17 protein-coding genes are annotated in these 18,101 nt (G+C 70.6%); 4 read left to right on the forward strand and 13 right to left on the reverse strand.

Features of this window, described 5'->3' with window-relative positions:
• The 11 genes from BM041_RS19610 to BM041_RS19660 form a co-directional block, all read right to left on the reverse strand.
• Nucleotides 1-1,587, reverse strand: a complete 1,587-nt coding sequence (locus BM041_RS19610) for a phytoene desaturase family protein (RefSeq protein ID WP_092961588.1) — start codon at nt 1,585-1,587, stop codon at nt 1-3.
• 249 nt (nt 1,588-1,836) lie between these two features.
• On the reverse strand, nt 1,837-3,441 hold the full coding sequence (gene crtI / locus BM041_RS19615) for a phytoene desaturase family protein (protein WP_092961589.1): 1,605 nt from the start codon (nt 3,439-3,441) through the stop codon (nt 1,837-1,839).
• Between the two features lie 57 nt (nt 3,442-3,498).
• Complete coding sequence (locus tag BM041_RS19620; protein WP_092961590.1) at nt 3,499-5,130, reverse strand: acyl-CoA dehydrogenase family protein; 1,632 nt, start codon at nt 5,128-5,130, stop codon at nt 3,499-3,501.
• Complete coding sequence (locus tag BM041_RS19625) at nt 5,127-6,278, reverse strand: FAD-dependent oxidoreductase (RefSeq protein WP_092961591.1); 1,152 nt, start codon at nt 6,276-6,278, stop codon at nt 5,127-5,129. Before BM041_RS19625 ends, BM041_RS19620 begins: the two co-directional genes overlap by 4 nt.
• Nucleotides 6,279-6,378: 100 nt before the next feature.
• Nucleotides 6,379-7,542, reverse strand: a complete 1,164-nt coding sequence (locus BM041_RS30965; protein WP_245762172.1) for a DUF3140 domain-containing protein — start codon at nt 7,540-7,542, stop codon at nt 6,379-6,381.
• A 229-nt stretch (nt 7,543-7,771) separates the two neighbouring features.
• Entirely contained in the window at nt 7,772-8,611 is an 840-nt protein-coding gene (locus BM041_RS19635) for an aldose epimerase family protein (protein ID WP_092961592.1), read from the reverse strand.
• A complete protein-coding gene (locus BM041_RS19640; RefSeq protein WP_092961593.1) occupies nt 8,611-9,447 on the reverse strand; it encodes an NAD-dependent epimerase/dehydratase family protein in 837 nt (278 codons plus the stop codon). Before BM041_RS19640 ends, BM041_RS19635 begins: the two co-directional genes overlap by 1 nt.
• A 13-nt stretch (nt 9,448-9,460) precedes the next feature.
• Nucleotides 9,461-10,333, reverse strand: a complete 873-nt coding sequence (locus tag BM041_RS19645; protein WP_092961594.1) for an SMP-30/gluconolactonase/LRE family protein — start codon at nt 10,331-10,333, stop codon at nt 9,461-9,463.
• A 3-nt stretch (nt 10,334-10,336) separates the two neighbouring features.
• Entirely contained in the window at nt 10,337-11,635 is a 1,299-nt protein-coding gene (locus BM041_RS19650; RefSeq protein ID WP_092961595.1) for a TRAP transporter large permease, read from the reverse strand.
• A gap of 6 nt (nt 11,636-11,641) precedes the next feature.
• Nucleotides 11,642-12,157, reverse strand: coding sequence for a TRAP transporter small permease (locus BM041_RS19655; protein ID WP_092961596.1), 516 nt, complete (start codon nt 12,155-12,157; stop codon nt 11,642-11,644).
• A gap of 67 nt (nt 12,158-12,224) precedes the next feature.
• Nucleotides 12,225-13,211, reverse strand: coding sequence for a TRAP transporter substrate-binding protein (locus tag BM041_RS19660; RefSeq protein ID WP_092961597.1), 987 nt, complete (start codon nt 13,209-13,211; stop codon nt 12,225-12,227).
• A gap of 159 nt (nt 13,212-13,370) precedes the next feature.
• On the opposite strand from BM041_RS19660, the gene BM041_RS30695 reads away from it, so the two are divergent.
• The 3 genes from BM041_RS30695 (at nt 13,371) to BM041_RS19675 (ending at nt 15,273) form a co-directional block, all read left to right on the forward strand.
• Complete coding sequence (locus tag BM041_RS30695; protein WP_175534040.1) at nt 13,371-13,526, forward strand: hypothetical protein; 156 nt, start codon at nt 13,371-13,373, stop codon at nt 13,524-13,526.
• Between the two features lie 71 nt (nt 13,527-13,597).
• Complete coding sequence (locus BM041_RS19670; RefSeq protein WP_092961599.1) at nt 13,598-14,947, forward strand: amidase; 1,350 nt, start codon at nt 13,598-13,600, stop codon at nt 14,945-14,947.
• Nucleotides 14,944-15,273, forward strand: a complete 330-nt coding sequence (locus BM041_RS19675; RefSeq protein ID WP_092961600.1) for a cupin domain-containing protein — start codon at nt 14,944-14,946, stop codon at nt 15,271-15,273. The genes BM041_RS19670 and BM041_RS19675 overlap by 4 nt, the downstream gene beginning before the upstream one ends.
• A gap of 69 nt (nt 15,274-15,342) precedes the next feature.
• Here BM041_RS19675 and eutC read toward each other — a convergent pair whose 3' ends face one another.
• Together eutC and BM041_RS19685 are read right to left on the reverse strand one after the other, a co-directional pair.
• On the reverse strand, nt 15,343-16,083 hold the full coding sequence (gene eutC / locus BM041_RS19680; RefSeq protein ID WP_092961601.1) for an ethanolamine ammonia-lyase subunit EutC: 741 nt from the start codon (nt 16,081-16,083) through the stop codon (nt 15,343-15,345).
• A complete protein-coding gene (locus BM041_RS19685) occupies nt 16,080-17,444 on the reverse strand; it encodes an ethanolamine ammonia-lyase subunit EutB (RefSeq protein ID WP_092961602.1) in 1,365 nt (454 codons plus the stop codon). Before BM041_RS19685 ends, eutC begins: the two co-directional genes overlap by 4 nt.
• 105 nt (nt 17,445-17,549) lie before the next feature.
• On the opposite strand from BM041_RS19685, the gene BM041_RS19690 reads away from it, so the two are divergent.
• Nucleotides 17,550-18,101 (forward strand): phosphonopyruvate decarboxylase, encoded by a 552-nt coding sequence (locus BM041_RS19690; RefSeq protein ID WP_245762173.1) that lies wholly within the window; start codon nt 17,550-17,552, stop codon nt 18,099-18,101.

An 18,101-nucleotide genomic window follows, 5' to 3' on the forward strand; every position in this document is an offset into this window, starting at 1 on the left:
TTATTCCGCGGCCGCGGCGATTTCGGCTTCGCGCCGGCCGGCTTCGCGTGCCGCGTCGCTCATGCCCCTGCCGCCCCGGTCGCGGTCCAGCGCATCGGCGGCGATCCAGCCGGACATCATCACCATCGGCATGCCCGGGCCCGGATGCGCGGCACCGCCGCAGAGATACAGCCCCTTCACCGCCTTGCTCCGGTTGCCCGGCTTGAAGGCGCCGGTGAAGCTGCCATGGCTCGCCAGCCCGTAGATCGCGCCATCCAGCACCTTGTAGCGGTTGTGGATGTCGACGGGCGTGAGCTGGCTTTCGACCACGATCCGCTCCTCGATATCCTCCAGCCCCGCCGTGCGCTTCAGCTTGTCGAGGATGGTCTGGCGGTACTTCGGGAACATCTTCGACCAGTCATGATGCGGGCGGAGATGCGGCGTGTGGACCAGCACATAAAGCGCCTCCCCCCCCGCCGGCGCCGTGGTGTCGTCGCTGCAGGAGGTCGCGGCCAGGTAGGCCGTGGGATCGGGCGCGGGCTCGCCCTTCTTGTAGATCGCGTCGAACTCCTCCTCCGCATCCCGGGAGAAGACGAAGCAGTGATGCGCCAGGTGGTCGTAGCGCTTCTTCAGGCCGAGATAGAGCACGACGCCGCTGCAGGCGGGCTCGAACCCCTTCTTCTCATACTTCCGGCCGACATCGCCGCCGACCAGTTCCTTGTAGGTGCGGATGGCATCCATGTTGGAGATGACGGCATCGCAGGCGATCCGCTCCGACCCCACCCGCACGCCCTTGATGGCGCCGTTCTCGATATCGAAGCCCGTGACTTCGGAATTGGGGCGCAGATCGGCGCCGAGGTCGGCCGCCAGCTTGGCCAGCCCCTCCGCCACCGCGCGCGTGCCGCCGACGGGGTACCAGACCCCCTCGCTCGCCTGCATGTCGCCGATCGAGCACACCACCGCCGGCGCCAGGTAGGGGGAGGAGCCGATATACTGGCAGTAATGGTCGAGCATCTGCGCCAGGCGCTCATCCGGCACATGGCCCCGGATCACCTTGGCGGCGGTCTGGCCCATCTTCAGGCTCAGCACGTCCCGGATGGTGGAGGGGCTGAGGTTGGCCTTCATGTCGATGGTGTCGGTCACACCCTCCACCGGCCGCCAGAAGAAGAATTTTTCCGAGACCCCATGCAGGTGGCGGGATTCCGCCTGGAACTTCCGATAGCCCTCGCCCAACCCGCGGCCGGGGGCGAATTTCTCGATCTCGGCCTGCATGGTCGCGACATCGGCCATCAGGTCGATCTGCGTCCCATCCTCGAAGAAGCAGCGCCATTGCGGGTCCAGCCGGATCAGCGGCAATTCGCGCGCCTGGTCGAGCCCGGCCTCCGCATAGATCCGGCGCAGCACGCGCGGCACGGTCAGGATGGTGGGGCCCATGTCGAAGCGGAAATCGGCGCTGCCATCCGGCGCGGACAGGTTCAACACCGCCGCCTTGCCACCCAGCCAAGGGTTCTTGTCGAGCAGCGTGACCTTGTGCCCCCGCGCCGCCGCCACCGCCGCGGCCGCAAGCCCACCCAGGCCACCACCCACCACCACCACCCGATCAGCCATGCGAACGCACCTCCGTGCCTGGAACTGTAGCGTGTTGCTCGGGGGATTCGCAGGGGGACGCTGTCCCCCTGCACCCCCTGCCAGGAGGCAGCGGCCTCCTGGACCTCATGTATTGAACGTTGGTGAGGGAGGGGGGCACTTCGGCCCCCCTCCCTCACCAACGTTCAGTGCTGGCGGGGCCCGGGGGGCGCCACGCCCCCCGGCGGGGGTCCAGGGGGCAGCGCCCCATGGAGTGCTCCCCAGCCTCGCCTACCGTTCCGGCCCGTAGGCCGCGGCCGGCGTGGCCGAGGCGAAGTCGCCGCCGGCGGTGGGCCGGCTGGGCGCGCTGGCCAGGCCGAGGTCCTGGGCCATGAGTCCCGTGGTGATCCGCGCGCCTTCGTAGATGACGGGCAGCCCGCTGCCGGGGTGCGTGCCGCCGCCGACGAGGTAGACACCTTCCACGTCCCGGAACCGGTTGCCCGGCCGGAACAGCAGCATCTGCGGCAGTTCGTGGGAGAGGTTGAAGGTCGCGCCATAGCCCACGGCGAAGTCGCTCTCCCAATCCTGCGGCGCGACGATGCGCTCGTACCGGATATGGGGACGCAGGTCGGGCAGGCCGAGGGCCTTGAGGCGGTCGAGCGCGATCTCCCGGTAGCGTGCCGCCTGGGCGGGCCAGTCCGGCTGCTTGATGAGGTTCGGCACGGGGATCAGGACGTAGAGGGCGGAGTGGCCCTTCGGCGCCATGGTCGGGTCCGTCGCCCCGGCGTGCTGGACGTAGAGCGACGGCACTTCGGGAATCTCGCCCCGTTCGATCTGGGCGATGTTCTCCTGGTAGCCCTCGGAGAGCAGGACATTGTGGTGCGCCAGTTCCGGCAGTTCCCGGTCCAGGCCCAGGTAGAGCATGAAGGTGGAGCAGGAGTATTTCGCCTGCCCGATCTTCTTGTCCTTCCAGCCGCGGCGGAGGTGGTCCGGGATCAGCTTCGGGATGGCATGGGCGAAGTCGGCGTTGACGACGACGGCGTCCGCGTCATGCCGCACGCCGCCGATCTCGACGCCCTTGGCGCGGCGGCCTTCGAAGCCGATGCGGTCCACGGGCGCGTTCAGGCGGATTTCCGCGCCGAGGCGTTCCGCCACCTTCGCCATGGCGACGGAGACCGCGCCGCAGCCGCCGATGGGGTGGAAGATGCCGTGCTCGTATTCCAGGAAGGACAGGATGGTGAAGAGCGACGGGCACTTGAACGGGCTCATGCCCAGGTATTTGGTCTGGAATGAGAAGGCGAGGCGCACGCGCGGGTCGCTGAAATGCCGCGCCAGGTCGCGGTCCACCGTGGACCAGGGCTTCATCAGGGGCAGCGCCTTGATCATGTCCGGGCGGATCATGTCGGCGGCGGTGGAGAAGGCGCGTTCCAGCACGGGGCGGAAGGCCGCGAGCTTGGCGCGGTTCTCCTCCATGAAGGGCCGCAGGCCCTTGGCGTCCTTCGGCGAGAGTTGGGCGATCGCCGCTTCCATCCGCGCCATGTCGGCGCTGGCCTCGATATGGGTGGCGCTGCCGCCCTTCTCGAAGGTCAGGCGGTATTGCGGCTCCAGGCGCCGCATATCGACTTCCTGCTCGAGATCCGCGCCGCAGCGGCTGAAGATCTCCTTCAGGATGCGGGGATAGAGGAAGAAGGTCGGTCCCAGGTCGAATTTGTAGCCCTCATCGGTTGTGAGGGTGCGCGTACGCCCCCCCACCACGCCGTCCTTCTCGAAGACGGTGACGCGGGCGCCCGAGGCAGCGAGCATCATGGCGGCCGCGAGGCCGCCTGGCCCCGCGCCGATGATGGCCACCTTGGGCCGGGGACGGTGAAGGGCGGGGGAGGAGAGGGGGGCGGTCATGTCGGTGGGCAGCAGATGCGTGCGACGCCTGGGGCTGCAAGAGGCATGAATGAAGGGTTACAGCAGGGAAGGGATGGGGACCAGCGCCCCATGCTCGATTTCCAGGCACCGGGCCTCCGCCCGCGGCAGCAACCGGGCCAGGTAGAAGCCGGCCAGCGCGGCCCGGTCCGGCGCCGCCGCGGCGGCGCGCACCAGCATCCAGCCCCCGAGCACCCAGCCACAGGCGTCCAGATAGGCCGTGGCCAGGCCCTGGGCCGCGTCGGGGTCCCTCGCCTGGGCTTCCAGCATCAGCGTGGTCGCGGTGCCGAGGCGCGCGGCGGCGGCTGCCAGGCAGGGATCGGCGGCGGCGACCTCCGCAAGCAGCCCGCGCACGGCAGCGCCGCCATCCTTCGCCACTTTCCGGACCAGCAGGTCGATCGCCTGGATGCCGTTCGTGCCTTCGTAGATCGGCGTGATTCGGACATCGCGCAGCACCTGGGCGGCGCCGGCATCCTCCACGAAGCCCATGCCGCCATGCACCTGGATGCCGAGGCTGGCATTCTCCACGCCCCGATCCGTGCACCAGGCCTTCACGATGGGGGTCAGCAGCGCCAGGCGCGTCTGCCCGGCCTCATCCCCCAGCAGATGGTGCCGGTCCAGCGCCGCGGCGGCTTCCAGCGTCAGCAGCCGGGCGGCGAGGGTGGTGGCGCGCATCTCCGCCAGCATGCGGGCGACATCGGCATGGCGCGCGATGGGGCGGCCTGACTGGGTGCGGTCCGCGGCGTATTTCTCGGCGAGTTCCAGCGCCCGGGCGCCGGCGGCCACGCCCTGCACGCCGACGGCGAGCCGCGCGGCATTCATCATGGCGAACATGGCATTGAGGCCCCTGCCCGGCTCGCCGACCAGTTCCGCCTCCGCACCCTCGAACAGCATGATGCAGGTGGGGGAGGCATGGATGCCCATCTTCCGCTCGATGCCCCCGCAGCGCAGCGCGTTGCGGGTGCCGTCGGGCAGCACCTTGGGCGCGGCGAACAGGGAGATGCCGCGGCTGCCCTCCGCCGCGCCAGGCAGGCGGGCCAGGACGAGGTGGAGGATGTTCTCCGTCGTGTCGTGCTCGCCCCAGGTGATGTAGATCTTCTGGCCATGCAGGGCATAGCGGCCGTCGCCCAGCGGTTCCGCACGGGTGCGCAGCGCGGCCAGGTCGCTGCCCGCCTGCGGCTCCGTCAGGCACATGGTGCCGTTCCATTCGCCGGTGACGAGCTTCGGCAGGAAGCGGTCCTGCTGGTCCTGCGTGCCATGGCCCAGCAGCAGGTCGATGGCGCCGGCGGTCAGCACGGGGCCGAGGAAGAAGGCCATGTCGGCGGCGGAGGCCAGTTCCGTCACCGCGATCCAGACGGCATGCGGCAGCCCCTGCCCGCCGATCGATTCCGGCGCGGCGACGCCCTGCCAGCCGCTCTCGATCCAGGCTTTCATGAGTGCCTTGTAGTGCGGCGGCGTGGTGACGGTGCCGTTGGCGTAGTGCGCGCCGTGGCGGTCGGCCTCCTGCCAGCCGGGCGCCATCTGTTCGCGGGTGAAGCGGGCGGCTTCGCCGACCAGCGCGGCGATATCGTCGGCGCCCAGAGGTGCGCCGGCGGCGGCGGTCAGGCTGGGCAAATCCACCACATGCGTCAGGCCCATGATCAGATCATCGGCGGCGGAGGGCAGCGTCATGCGGTGGTTTCCTGCTTGATATCCGCGAACAAACCGTCCGGTGGCGGCGCTTCCCCGGCTGCCCAGCCGGATATGGCGGCGCCCAGGCTTTCGTCACCCGCCGCCCGCGCCAGCGCCAGGCCCAGCAGCGCGCCGAACTTGAATCCGTGGCCAGAGAAGCCGGACATCACGAAACCGCGATCACCCAGCCGCTCCACCACGAAACGCTCCTGCGGCTCCACGTCGTAGTAGCAGGCAGCGGCGGAGAGCACCCGGTAATCCGCGAGGCCCCGGATACGATGCCGCGCATAGGCCAGGATCTCCTCGGCCTCCGCGGCCGTGGCGTCGCGCGGGTCCTCGGGGTCGCCATGGGGGGCGAAGCGGTGGTCGCCGATCTTGAGCGGCGTGCCCGCCACGGGCGGCACGGCGTAGAAGCCGCCATCCTCCGCCAGGTCGAGCAGCATGGGCGCGCGCGTCCAGGCCTCCGCCTGGGCGGACGGCGCGGCCAGGCGGACGATGATCTGGCGCGTGGGTCTCACGCGGGGCGCGAGGGAGGGCAGCAGGCGCGGTCCCCAGGGGCCGGCGGCCACCACCAGGAGGTCGGCCGAGATATGCGTGCCATCCGCCAGGGTCAGCGCGCCGCGGGCGGGGTCCACCGAGACGGCCTGGCCGCGCTGGATGGGAACGCCTCGCTTCGCCAGCAACCCCGCCAGCACTTCCACGATCCGCCGCGCCAGCAGCACGCCGCCGGTCGGCAGGTGAAAGGCGTCGGCGATGCCGTCGCCGGAGAGGTAGGGGTAGCGGGCGGCGACCTCCTCCCCCGTCAGGTCCGCCACGGCATGGCCATCGCCGAGCAGCGCGCTTCGGCTCTCGGCCAGCCAGCCGCCGCGGGAATGCGCCAGGGCCAGCACGCCGGTGGGCACATAGGGGCGTTCCCCGGCTTCGGCGAACAGCAGGTCCCAGGCCGCGAAGGCCGGGTCGATCATCCGCATGTAGCCGGCCGCGGCGCCATAGGCGTGGCGGATCAGCCGGTGGTCATCCACCGAGGAGCCGCGCAGATTCGGCACGGCATCCTGTTCCACCACCCGGACGGACCAGCCCGCCCGGGCCAGGGCCCAGGCGGTGGACAGGCCCATGATGCCGGCCCCGAGGATGATGGCGCTTCCCATGGGCGCAGTCTCGCCCGCCCCGCGCCGCTTGGGGAGGGGGGGGCTCCATCAGGGCAGGGTTTGGCATGCCGCCGGGGGGAGGTCCCCCCGGCGGCTGGGCTCAGGCGCGGCTGGCGCTGCTGCGCCCGCCCTTGGCGGCAGCACCGCGGGGGGGAGCCGCCTTCGCGGGGCGCTTCGGCGCCGCCTTGGGCGGGCCGGCCTTGGCCTTCGCGGCCTTGGGGGCGGGCTTGGCGGCGCTGGCGCGGCGCGTGGTTGCCGCCGCCTTGGCGCGGGCCGCGCCGCCCTTGGCGCCATTCGCCCGGGCCGCCGCAGCCTTCTTCGGCGTGCGCGCGCTGCCGGCCTTGGACGCGGCCTCCGACCGGCTCATCGTCGCCTTGGCTGCCGGCTTGCGGGTGGCAGACGACGCTGCCTTGCGTGTGGTGGCCGGGGCCGCGGCCTTGCGCGTGGTGGTGGTGCGTCCGCCCTTGGCCGCGGCCGCCGTGCGGCCCGCCGCGCCACGGGCAGCGGCCGCCTTCACCGCGCGCTTGGCCGGCGCCGCGGCCTTGCGCGTGCCGGTGGACGGCGCCTTGCGGGTGCTGGTGGAAGCGGCCTTGCGGGTGGTGGCCGCCTTCCGCGTGCCGGTCGAAGCCGCGGCCTTGCGGGTGGTGCTGGTGCGCCCGCCCTTGGCCGCTGCCGCGGTGCGGCCTGCGGCACCGCGCTTGGCCGGCGCCTTCGCCGCGCCGTCGGCCGAAGCCTTGCGCGTTGCGGTGCTGCGGCCCGGCGCTGCCTTCGCAACCCGCTTGGCCGGAGCCTTGGCCGTACCGTCGGACGCCGCCTTGCGGGGCGAGGCTGCGCGACGACGCTTCGGCGCCTCCTCCACCGGCGCGGCCATCGGCTCCGCCGGCATGTCCTGCTCGTCCTGTGCCTGGTTCATCTCGTCGCTCATGCGTCGATCCTCCTTGAGGGGGTCGTGGCCCCAGTTCATCAGGCTGTGGCGCCAGCGCGTGTCGCTGACGTCGCCTTCCGGCCGCTGCGCGAGGTGGCGATGGATGAAGCCCACCACCCGGCGCCTGTGCGCCGCGTCCTCCCCTTCCGGGTCAGGCGCGACGCCTTCGAGCAGGCCCAGGCTCCAGCGGCCGGATTGATGGCCGACGGAGTCCGCCTCGCCCTCCCGCGTCCAGCCAGCGGCCCGGCTTTCCGCGGTGCCGAGCCATGCGCGGAACTCGGCGGCGGAGAGGTTCACCAGGCGACGGAATTCGCGCGCGATCTCCTCTTCGTCCGTCACCACGAAGTGCCCCTTCGGACCGACGCCGGCTGCCGCGCGGACCGATGGCCCGCGACGCCGCCCTTCACCTTGTCCCGGAGGACGGACTGCGTCCGTCGCGCGGTGCTCGCCATCGAAGTCCGCTCCCTCCGCGATGCACGAAGCATGCGGTTGCGAAGGCGAACGTCACGAGGCGGCGATTGTTCCCGCGCAAGGAGACGCCGATGCACGAAATCCGTGCATCAGGCGCTCAGCAGCGATGAATCATCAGTGAGGCGTCGAGCGAGGCGCCCGGCGCCAGCACGCGCATCGCGCCATGGGCGGCATTGGCGGGGCGGTTCACCGCATCCGGCGCGTGGCTCACCGGCTCCACGCAGAGCACATCGCCGCCGCGCGGCGCGAAGACCTGGAGGTTGGACGCCCATTCCCCCTGCGCCCGCAGCGCGATGCCCGCGCCATCCGGCCAGGTGATGGCGGCCAGGCCATCCCAGCCCGCGAAATGCGTGTCGAGGCCCAGCAGCACGGCGTCGTCACCGTTCAGGCCGGCACTCGGCCGCGCGCCCGTGGCGATGCTGCGATGGTCGCGGCCGAAGATGGTGGTGGCGCGAACGCGCAGCCGCGTGCCGGCGGGCCGCGCGAACCAGGGGTGCCAGCCCATGCCCATCGGCGTCGCCGCATCGCCGGTATTGCGCAGCGACAGCGCGAAGGACATCCCCGCGGCGGACAGCGCCACCACCAGCCGCGCGGTGCAGCGGAAGGGCGCGTGGTCCAGCGCGCAGGACAGTACCGCGCGCTCCGCGCCCTGTTCCTCCACCACCCAGGCCAGGTCGCGCAGGAAGCCGTGCAGCGCGTTGCCTTCCGCCGGGCGGTTGATGGGCATGAAGTGGTCCACGCCGCCGACGCGGATGCGCCCATCCTCCAGCCGGTTGGTCCAGGGCGCCATGATGAAGGCACCGTGGAAGCCGTTGTTCGGATCGGCGCCGTCCGGGATGCGCCGCAGCACATCCCGCCCCGCCAGGGTCAGCGACCGGAAGGCGACGCCCCTCTCCGGCAGCAGTTCCGCCCGCCAATCCCCCGCCGCCAGGATCATCAGTCGAGGTCGAACTGGTCGCGCGGGGAGAAGCCGCCCTTCCGCGTGTAGCCGTCGGAGGTGTAGCTGCCGCCCTGGTAGCGTTCCTCCACCGGGTCGTCGGAGACGATGTGCCCGACCTCCGCGCGGAAATCCTCGGCGCTGTCCTGCGGCGCCCAGCCGATGCGGTCGCGGTGATCCTTGCCCCAATAGGTCTCGGGGTTGCGCGACGCGCCCCAGATCACGGCATGGCCCACGCGCTCCGCCGCGATGATCGCCTTCATCATGCGCGCGAGGTCCGCGTAGCTGAGCCAGGTGGAGAGCATCCGCCGGTTGACCGGCTTCGGGAAGCAGGAGCCGATGCGGACATTGACGTTCTCCACGCCATGCTTGTCCCAGTACATCCGCCCCATCAGTTCCCCATAGGCCTTGGACAGGCCATAGAAGCCGTCCGGCCGGAAGGCGCAGTCGAGGTCGAGGCGTTCCGCATTGCCGCTGGGCCGGTTGTGGAAGCCGATGGAGTGGTTGGAGGAGGCGAACATGACGCGCGCGCCTTCCCGCCGCGCGGCCTCATAGATGTGGTACAGGCCGCGCAGATTCGGGCCGAGCACCACCTCATAGGGCTGTTCGTTGGCGATGCCGCCGTAATGCAGGATGGTGCCGCAGCCCTCCGCCACCTGGAGGATGCGCATCCCCTCATTCAGGTCGATGCGGGTGAAGGTGCAGTTGGCGGGCAGCGGGTCCGGGAAGGGCGCGATGTCGGTCAGGCGCAGCGTGTGCCCGGCATCGGAGAGTTCCTTCGCCAGCATGCGGCCAAGGTTGCCGGAAGCGCCGGTCAGCAGGATGGGCTTGGTCATCTGATCTGATTCCTCAGTCCGCGAAGTCGGTCACGGGCGCACCTTGATCCAGGCCGTCCCCCCGGAACAGCCCACCCAGCGTCGGATGCGCGGCAATAGTCGCCTCATCCTTCCCCCTGCTCAGGCTGGTGACGAAGACGGTGCGCAGATCGGGCCCGGTAAAGCAGGGCATGGTGGGCGCCGGCACGGGGAAGGGCATGTGACGCAGGATGCGCCCCTCGGCCGAGATCACGTTGATCCGCCCGGCGGAGACGCCGGCGGACCAGTAGTGCCCGTCCGCGTCCATCGCGGCGCCATCCGGCCGGCCGGTCGCCTCATCGAGGGTCATCACCCGCCGCCATCCGCCGATGGCGCCCGTGGCGGCGTCGAAATCCGCGATGTCCAGCACCGCGCGGCGGCTGTCGGAATGCCAGATGCGGGTGCCGTCCGGGCTCCAGGCGAGGCCGTTGGAGACCACCAGCCCGTCCCGCCGCCGCTCCACCACGCCATCCGGGCGGACACGCCAGAGGATGCCTGTCGCCTCCTTCTCCGGCCGGTCATCCATGCTGCCGACCCAGAAGCAGCCATCGGGGCCGACCTTGCCGTCATTCAGCCGGTTATGCGCGGGCTCCCCGGCCATGGTCGCGAAGGGCGTGATGGCGCCGCTGTCGGGGTCGAGCCGGATCACGCTGGCGCGCTGCGCCACCAGCAGCGTGCCGGACCGGCAGAGTGCGAGGCTGCCGCAGACCTCCGGCACCGGGATGCGGCGCGTGGCGCCATCCCGGGGGTCGAAGCGGATGACCGCCCGGGCGGTGATGTCCACCATCCAGATCACGCCGCGGCGGGCGTCCCAGACGGGGCTTTCGCCGACCTCCGCGCGGAGGTCGGCGGCGAGCGTGAAGGCCATGGGCTAGCCTTCGTAGCCCAGCAGCAGCCGCGGCAGCGTCAGCGACACGGCGGGCCAATAGGTGGTCAACATCAGCGCGGCGAGGATGGCGCCGTAGAAGGGCCAGATCGTCTTCATCACCGCCTCGATCGGGATCTTCCCGATGGCGCAGCCCACGAACAGCACGGCGCCCACCGGCGGCGTGGTCAGGCCGAGGCCGAGATTCATCATCATGATCATGCCGAACTGGACCGGATCGATGCCGATCGCCACCACCACCGGCAGGAAGATCGGCGTCGTGATCAGGATCAGCGCCGCCATGTCCATCACGCAGCCCAGCAGCAGCAGGCAGACGTTGATCATCAGCATGATGACGATGGGGTTGCTGCTGATCGCCAGCATCCCCTCCGTCAGGATATCCGGCAGGCGGTACAGGGCGAGCAGGTAGGCGAAGGCCGTCGCCGTGCCGACCAGCAGGAACACGACGGCGGAGGTGCGGACGGAGGCCGCCACCGCGACCTTGAAGTTTTCCCAGGTCAGGTTGCGATAGACGACGATGGTGACCAGCAGCGCCCAGATGGTGCCGAAGGCGGCACTCTCCGTCACCGTGAAGACGCCGGACAGCACGCCGCCCAGGATGATGAAGGCGGTGAAGAGGCCGGGCAGCGCATCGATGAACTTCAGGGCCAGGTGCTTGAAGCCCGCCCAGGGTTCCGCCGGATAGCCGCGCCGCACCGCCATCACATAGGCGGCGATGGCGAGGAAGCTGCACATCATGAGGCCCGGCACGATGCCCGCGATGAACAGCGCGGTGACGGAAATGCCGCCCCCCGCCGCCAGGCTGTAGAGGATCATGTTGTGGCTGGGCGGGATCAGGATGCCGGCGATCGACGACGTCACGGTCAGCGACACCGCATAATCCACCCCATAGCCCTTGGCCTTCATGGCCGGGATCAGGATGACGCCGGTGGCCGAGGTATCCGCGACCGCGGAGCCCGAGATGCCGCCGAAGAGCATGGAGGTGGAGACATCGACCATGCCGAGCCCGCCCCGCATCCACCCCACGGCCGCCGAGGCGAGCGCCACCAGGCGCCGCGCGATGCCGCCATGCAGCATCAATTCGCCGGCGAAGACGAAGAAGGGAATGGCCAGCAGGGCGAAGATGCTCATCCCGCTGGCCATCTGCTGGAAGGCGACGGCAGGGTTGATGCCCTCATAGATGAAGCCGACCAGGGCCGCGATGCCGAGGACGAAGGCCACCGGGACGCCGGCGATGACGCCGACGACGAAGACCGCGAAGATCAGGAACAGGCCGAATTCCACGCGCCGCTACTCCAGGAAAGCCGCGGCCACGCCGCGCTGTTCGGGACCATCCTTGCTGAGGATGTCGAGCAGCACCTGCTCGATGGCGAAAAGGGTGATGAGCGCGCCGCAGACCTGCAGCGGCACATAGGTCCAGCCCTGGCTGATGCCGAGCAGCGGAATCTTGAAGTTCCAGACCATGTCGACGAGTTCCTGGGAATACCAGGCCATCGCGAAGCCGAAGACGCCGACCAGCGCATCGCAGGCGATGGCGATCACGCGCTGCGCGCCCATCGGCAGCGCTTCCCGGAACCCCAGCACCGACAGGTGGAAGCGTTCCCGCACGCCGACCGCCGCCACGGGCAGCGCGATGCAGAGGATGGCGAGCGTCGCGCCACGCTCGATCCAGGTCGGGGTATCGTTCAGCACGTAGCGGCCGAAAACCAGCCACCCCATCATCGCCACCAGGCCCACCAGCGCGATGCCGGCCACCACGAGGACGATGTGAGAGAAGAGATCGAGGGCGCGGGTGAACATCGCCATGGGCGCATCTCCGGGCTGGGGGAGGGCAGCAAGAGAGGGGGCGCCCGAAGGCGCCCCCGGCAGGCGATCAGCGAAGCTCGCGGATCTGGCGCACCATATTGGACAGGCGGGGGTTGCTGCCCGTGTACTTCTCGTAGACCGGGGCCATCAGCGCCGACCACGGGGAACGGTCCGTGATCTCGATCACCGTCGCGCCGGCGGCCACCACGCGCTGGCGGGACTGCACCTCCCGCTCCGCCCAGAGTTGGCGCTGCAGGGTCGCGGCCTCCCGCGCCGCGTCGCGCAGGATGTTGCGCTCCGCCTCGTTCAGCCGCTGCCAGCGCTGGCGGGACACGGCCAGCACCTCCGGCACGTTGCTGTGCTCGGTCGTGGAATAGAAGCGCGCGACCTCGAAGTGGCGGGTGCTCTCATAGGACGGCCAGTTGTTCTCCGCCCCGTCGATGACGCCGGATTGCAGGCTGGTGAAGACCTCCCCGAACGGAAGCGGCGTCGGGTTCGCGCCCAGCGCGCGCATCAGGTCGATCCAGAGATCGGAGGTCTGCACGCGGATCTTCATGCCGCGCAGGTCGGCGGGCGTGCGCACCGGGCGCGTGGTGTAGATGCTGCGCGCCCCCGCATCGAACCAGGACAGCGCGATGATGCCGATCGCCTCCAGGTCGCGGGCGATCTCCTGCCCCGCCACCCCGTCGATCGCGGCATGGCTGTGCGCCACGTCGCGGAACAGGAAGGGCAGCGTGACGACGTTGGTGGAGGGGGCGAGGTTGTTGAAGGGGCTCAGGTTGAAATTGGCGAAGTCGATGGAGCCCAGCCGCATCTGCTGGATCGCCTCATCCTGCTGGCCGAGCTGCGCGCTGTGGTAGGTGCGCATGCGGATGCGGTTGTTGGTCCGCTGGCCCACCAGCTCCCCGAACCGGTCCAGGCCACGGCCGTTGGGGTAATCGGCGGCGTGGATGTTCCAGCCGCGCCATTCCTGGGCGCTGCCCGTGCTGGGGGCGAAGGGCAACAGCACGGCGGCCGCCACGGCCACAGCGCGCAACGCAGTCTTGAGGATCATCTCGTCCCGTCTCCTTCCCGTACCCGGCGGATGCTCCACCGGCTTATATGACATCATACAACCAGCCGGCGGCGCCTTGTCAAATGGGTGAACCGCGGAGTGGCCGGGGAACGGAACCCGCCGCCGCGCGCTGTCATGCCGTGGGCGGAGAAGCACGGCATGGACCGGGAAGACGAGATCGAGGATGCGGAGGAGACCGAGGTGCCGCTGGTACCCGCCGCCGCCGTGGGCTTTCTCCTGTACCCCTGGGCTGTCCAGCTCATCCTGGCCGTCCCGCCGGCGAATGACCAGGGCGAGGCCAAGCCGCCCCGCTGAAGCCGGCAAGGGTTGCGCTGGGCCCCCGTCCTGCGCAGCATCCCGCGTCACTTCCGCGGGATTTCGCCAGCATGCCCTTCCCCACCATCGCCGAGGCCGCCGCATCCCTCGCCGCCGGGCGGACCACCGCCCGGGCCCTGGTGGAGGAAGCACTGGCCCGAATCGCGGAGCCGCAGGGCGAGGGATCCCGCGCCTTCATGGTGGTCCAGGCCGACCAGGCCCGGGCGAATGCCGATGCCATGGATGCGCTGCGCCAGGCCGGCCGCGCCCCCAGCCCCTTCGCCGGCATCCCGATCAGCATCAAGGATCTGTATGACGAGGCCGGGCAGGTCACGCGCGGCGGTTCCGTCGCGCTGGACGGTGCCGCGCCCGCCCGCGCCACCGCCCCTTCCGTCGCCAGGTTGCAGCGCGCGGGCTTCGTGGTGCTGGGCCGTACCACCATGGTGGAGTTCGCCTTCTCCGGCCTCGGCGTGAACCCGCATTACGGCACGCCGCGCAGCCCCTGGGACCGCGCGACGGGGCGGCTGCCGGGCGGATCCTCCTCCGGCGCCGCCGTCGCGACCGCCGATGGCATGGGCTTCGCGGGGCTGGGGTCCGACACGGGCGGGTCCTGCCGCATCCCGGCCGCGATGTGCGGCATCGTCGGCTGGAAGCCCACGGCGAAGCGCGTGACGCTGGAGGGGACGCTGCCCCTCTCCTTCTCCCTCGACAGCCTGGGCCCCATCGCGCGCAGCGTCGAATGCTGCGCCATCGTCGATGCCTTCATGGCGGGTGCGGAGGCCGCCCTGCCGGTGGCGCCGATGGGCATGGCGGGGCTGCGACTCGGCGTGTTGCAGGGCTATGTCACCGGGGATTGGGATGCGGGGGTGACGACGGCCTTCGAGCGTGCGCTCACCACCCTGTCGGCCGCCGGCGCGCATGTCACCCCGCTCGATGTCCCGGAACTCGCCGACATCCCGAAGGCCAATGCCCGCGGCACCTTCGCGGCCAGCGAGGCCTTTGCCTGGCATCGCGACCTGATCGAGCGGGAGGGCCATCGCTACGACCCGCGCATCCTCGGCCGCATCAAGGGTGGCGCGAAGATGACGGCGGCGGACTACATCCTGCTGATGCAGGAACGCGCGCGCATCATCGCGGCCTTCGCGCGGGCGACCGCCGGCTTCGATGCGGTGGTGATGCCGACCTGCCCGTTGATCCCCCCGGCCATCGCGGCGGTGGAGGACGAGGCCGAGTATGGCCGCATCAACATGCTGCTGCTGCGCAACACCACGGTCGGCAACTTCCTCGACCGCTGCGGCATTTCCATCCCCTGCCACCGGGCCGGAGAGGCACCGGTGGGCTTCATGCTGATGGGAGAACACATGGGCGATGCGCAGCTGTTCAGCGTGGCGAAGGCGGTGGAATCGGCGCTGGCGGCGTGAACCCGAATCCTCGTTTCGGCGCGCTCGGCGCCGGTGCCACGGCGCGTGAGGGTGGCGAGGCCGTCGCCATCCTGCTGGCGGAGAAGGGCGTGACGGTGGAGCGCATCGCCAGCCGCCGCGCCGCCAGCCCCGCCGGCTTCTGGTATGACCAGCCCGCGACGGAGTTCGTGCTGCTGGTGGCGGGCGAGGCCGGGCTGGGCTTCGACGATGGCAGCGAGCGCAGGATGGTGGCCGGCGACTGGGCCGTGCTTCCCGCCCATTGCCGCCACCGCGTCGCCTGGACCAGCGAGGCCGCGCTGTGGCTGGCCGTGCATCTGCCTGGCTGATCGATGATGGTCCAGGAGGCTCTGCCTCCTGGCGGTAGGGGTCTGGGGAAGGCAGCGCCTTCCCCAGTTCTACTTGAGTAGCGTCGGTGTCTCGCCTTCCAGCACCGCCGGCTGTTCATCCTTCAGCCCCACCCCGGTCAGCCCCAGCCGCCGGGCCGCCGCCACCAGCCACAGCAGCTTCGCCGCCGCATCGGCCGGGGAGATGCCGCCGGGCCGGATGTTGCTGATGCAGTTGCGCTCCGCGTCGTTGCGGCCGGTGCGCGGGGCGTGGGTAAGGTAGATGCCCATGCTGTCCAGCGATGACAGGCCGGGCCGTTCCCCGATCAGCACCGCGACCATCGCCGCGCCCAGCGCCTGGCCGATATCGTCCCCGATGGCGACCCGCGCCTGGGTCGCGATGACGGGCGGTGCCACATCCCAGCCTGCGCGTTCCAGCCCGGGGATCAGCGCCGCCAGCAGCGGCGCCGCCTGCGCCTGCACGCCGCTGGCGCAGAGGCCGTCGGCGATGACGATGGCGAAGCAGCCGGGCCGTGGCGCCAGTTGGGTGCCCTCCGCCAGCCGCCGTCCGAGATCAGGGCGCAGGAGGTAGCTGCGCCGGTCCGGCGCGGCCGAGGCAACGATCTGCGCGCCTGGCAGCGCGGCGGCCAGCGACGCGGTGTCGAGCGCGGACCACACTGCGTCCCGCGCCTGCGCATGCGCTTCCTGGAAATCGAGATGCGCCGCCGTCGGCAGCGCGTGGCCGACGCGCCCCAGCCCGACCCGTGCGCTGGTGAAGCGCCGCAGGTCCCGCCACAGCGTCGGCGCCGTCACAGCAGCCCCGCCACGGTCATCGGTGCGGGCAGCGCCTCCGGTGTCCGCTCCGCCAGGCCCATCCGTTCCAGCCAGGCCGCGAATTCGGGCGCGGGCTTCTTGCCCAGCGCGGCGCGGGCATAGAGCCCGTCATGGAAGGAAGTGGATTGGTAGGCCAGCATCGTGTCGTCCGCGCCGGGCACGCCCATGACATAGGTCACGCCCGCCACGCCCAGCAGCGTCAGCAGCGCATCCATGTCGTCCTGGTCGGCCTCCGCATGGTTGGTGTAGCAGACATCGACCCCCATCGGCAGGCCGAGGAGTTTTCCGGCGCAGTGATCCTCCAGCCCGGCGCGGATGATCTGCTTGCCGTCATAGAGGTATTCGGGGCCAATGAACCCCACCACGGAGTTCACCAGCAGCGGCCGGAATTCCCGCGCCACCGCATAGGCCCGCACTTCCAGCGTCTGCTGGTCCACGCCGTGATGGGCATTGGCCGACAGCGCGCTGCCCTGCCCGGTCTCGAAATACATGACGTTGTCCCCGACCGTGCCCCGCTTCAGCGCCAGCGCCGCCTCATGCGCTTCCCGGAGCACGCTCAGCGACACGCCGAAGGAGGTGTTGAGCCCCTGCGTGCCGCCGATCGACTGGAACACGAGGTCCACCGGCGCGCCGCGCTCCATCGCCAGCATCGTCGTCGTCACATGCGCCAGCACGCAGGATTGCGTCGGGATGGCGTAGCGGTCCCGCACCGCATCCAGCAGGCCCAGCACGCGGCAGAGATTGTCGACGTTGTCGGTGGCGGGGTTCACGCCGATCACGGCATCGCCGGCGCCGAGCAGCAGCCCGTCCAGCACCTGCGCGGCGATGCCCTTGGGGTCATCCACGGGATCATTCGGCTGCAACCGGATCGACAGCGTCCCCGGCAGCCCGAGCGTGTTCCGGAACCGCGTGGTGACGCGGCACTTGGCCGCGATGGCCACCAGATCCTGCAACCGGCAGATTTTCGTCAGCCCCGCCACCATCTCCGGCGTCAGCCCCGGGGCGAGCGCGCTGATCGCGGCGCCATCGGCCTCCGCCAGCAGCCAGTCCCGGAAGCCGCCGACGGTCAGGTGCGCGACCGGCGCGAAGGCCGCCGCGTCGTGCCGGTCCAGGATCAGCCGCGTGACCTCGTCATCCTCGTAAGGCACAACGGCCTCATGCAGGAAATGCGACAAGGGGAGATCCGCCAGCGCCCGCTGCGCCGCCACCCGCTGCGCCGCTGACTCGGCGGCGACGCCCGCCAGCGCGTCACCGGACCGGAAGGGGGTGGCGCAGGCCAGCAGCGCCCGCAGATCGGGAAACACATGGCGCGTACCGCCGACGATCTGCGCGAAACCCATGCCACCCCCTGCGCCCTGAAACCGCGGCGATCACATGGCATCGGCCGCCCCCGCTTGCCAACACCATTCCCGCACCCGATCCTGCCGCCACGACGGAGGAAGCAGATGGATCGCGACGCGCTGGAAATGCGCCCCGATGCGGCGGCCGATTGGCCTGACCGCATCTACGCCGTGCTCAAGGCCCAGAACATCACCCAGGTCGCCCTGGTGCCGGATGCCGGCCACTCACGCCTCATCAAGCGCTGCCTGGCCGACAACGCGATCACGGTCGTCACCCTGACGACGGAGGAGGAAGGCATCGCGCTCCTCTCCGGCGCCTGGATGGGCGGCGTGAAGGGCGTGCTGCTGATGCAATCATCCGGCGTCGGCAACTGCATCAACATGCTGTCCCTGCCCATCCTGCACCGCACGCCGATGCCGATGATCGTGACCATGCGGGGCGACTATGGGGAGTTCAACCCGGCCCAGATCCCCATGGGCAACGCGACCCAGACCGTGCTGGAAGCCATGGGCACGCTGGTCCGCCGCGCCGACGTACCCGAAGACGTGGAAGCCTGCGTGGACGCCACCATACGCATGGCCTTCAACACCTACCGCCCGACCGCCACACTGCTCGGCCAGCGCCTGATCGGCGCCAAGACCTTCGGGAAGGACTGA

The sequence above is a fragment of the Falsiroseomonas stagni DSM 19981 genome (assembly GCF_900114315.1).
In the GTDB taxonomy this organism is placed as follows: Bacteria; Pseudomonadota; Alphaproteobacteria; order Acetobacterales; family Acetobacteraceae; genus Falsiroseomonas; species Falsiroseomonas stagni.

Excerpts from the sequence above, each read along its gene's own strand:
- BM041_RS19610 (WP_092961588.1), bottom strand. The coding sequence starts at position 1,587 with ATGGCTGATCGGGTGGTGGTGGTGGGTGGTGGCCTGGGTGGGCTTGCG.
- crtI (WP_092961589.1), bottom strand. The coding sequence starts at position 3,441 with ATGACCGCCCCCCTCTCCTCCCCCGCCCTTCACCGTCCCCGGCCCAAG.
- BM041_RS19620 (WP_092961590.1), bottom strand. The coding sequence starts at position 5,130 with ATGACGCTGCCCTCCGCCGCCGATGATCTGATCATGGGCCTGACGCAT.
- BM041_RS19625 (WP_092961591.1), bottom strand. The coding sequence starts at position 6,278 with ATGGGAAGCGCCATCATCCTCGGGGCCGGCATCATGGGCCTGTCCACC.
- BM041_RS19635 (WP_092961592.1), bottom strand. The coding sequence starts at position 8,611 with ATGATCCTGGCGGCGGGGGATTGGCGGGCGGAACTGCTGCCGGAGAGG.
- BM041_RS19640 (WP_092961593.1), bottom strand. The coding sequence starts at position 9,447 with ATGACCAAGCCCATCCTGCTGACCGGCGCTTCCGGCAACCTTGGCCGC.
- BM041_RS19645 (WP_092961594.1), bottom strand. The coding sequence starts at position 10,333 with ATGGCCTTCACGCTCGCCGCCGACCTCCGCGCGGAGGTCGGCGAAAGC.
- BM041_RS19655 (WP_092961596.1), bottom strand. The coding sequence starts at position 12,157 with ATGGCGATGTTCACCCGCGCCCTCGATCTCTTCTCTCACATCGTCCTC.
- BM041_RS19660 (WP_092961597.1), bottom strand. The coding sequence starts at position 13,211 with ATGATCCTCAAGACTGCGTTGCGCGCTGTGGCCGTGGCGGCCGCCGTG.
- BM041_RS30695 (WP_175534040.1), top strand. The coding sequence starts at position 13,371 with ATGGACCGGGAAGACGAGATCGAGGATGCGGAGGAGACCGAGGTGCCG.
- BM041_RS19670 (WP_092961599.1), top strand. The coding sequence starts at position 13,598 with ATGCCCTTCCCCACCATCGCCGAGGCCGCCGCATCCCTCGCCGCCGGG.
- BM041_RS19685 (WP_092961602.1), bottom strand. The coding sequence starts at position 17,444 with ATGGGTTTCGCGCAGATCGTCGGCGGTACGCGCCATGTGTTTCCCGAT.
- BM041_RS19690 (WP_245762173.1), top strand. The coding sequence starts at position 17,550 with ATGGATCGCGACGCGCTGGAAATGCGCCCCGATGCGGCGGCCGATTGG.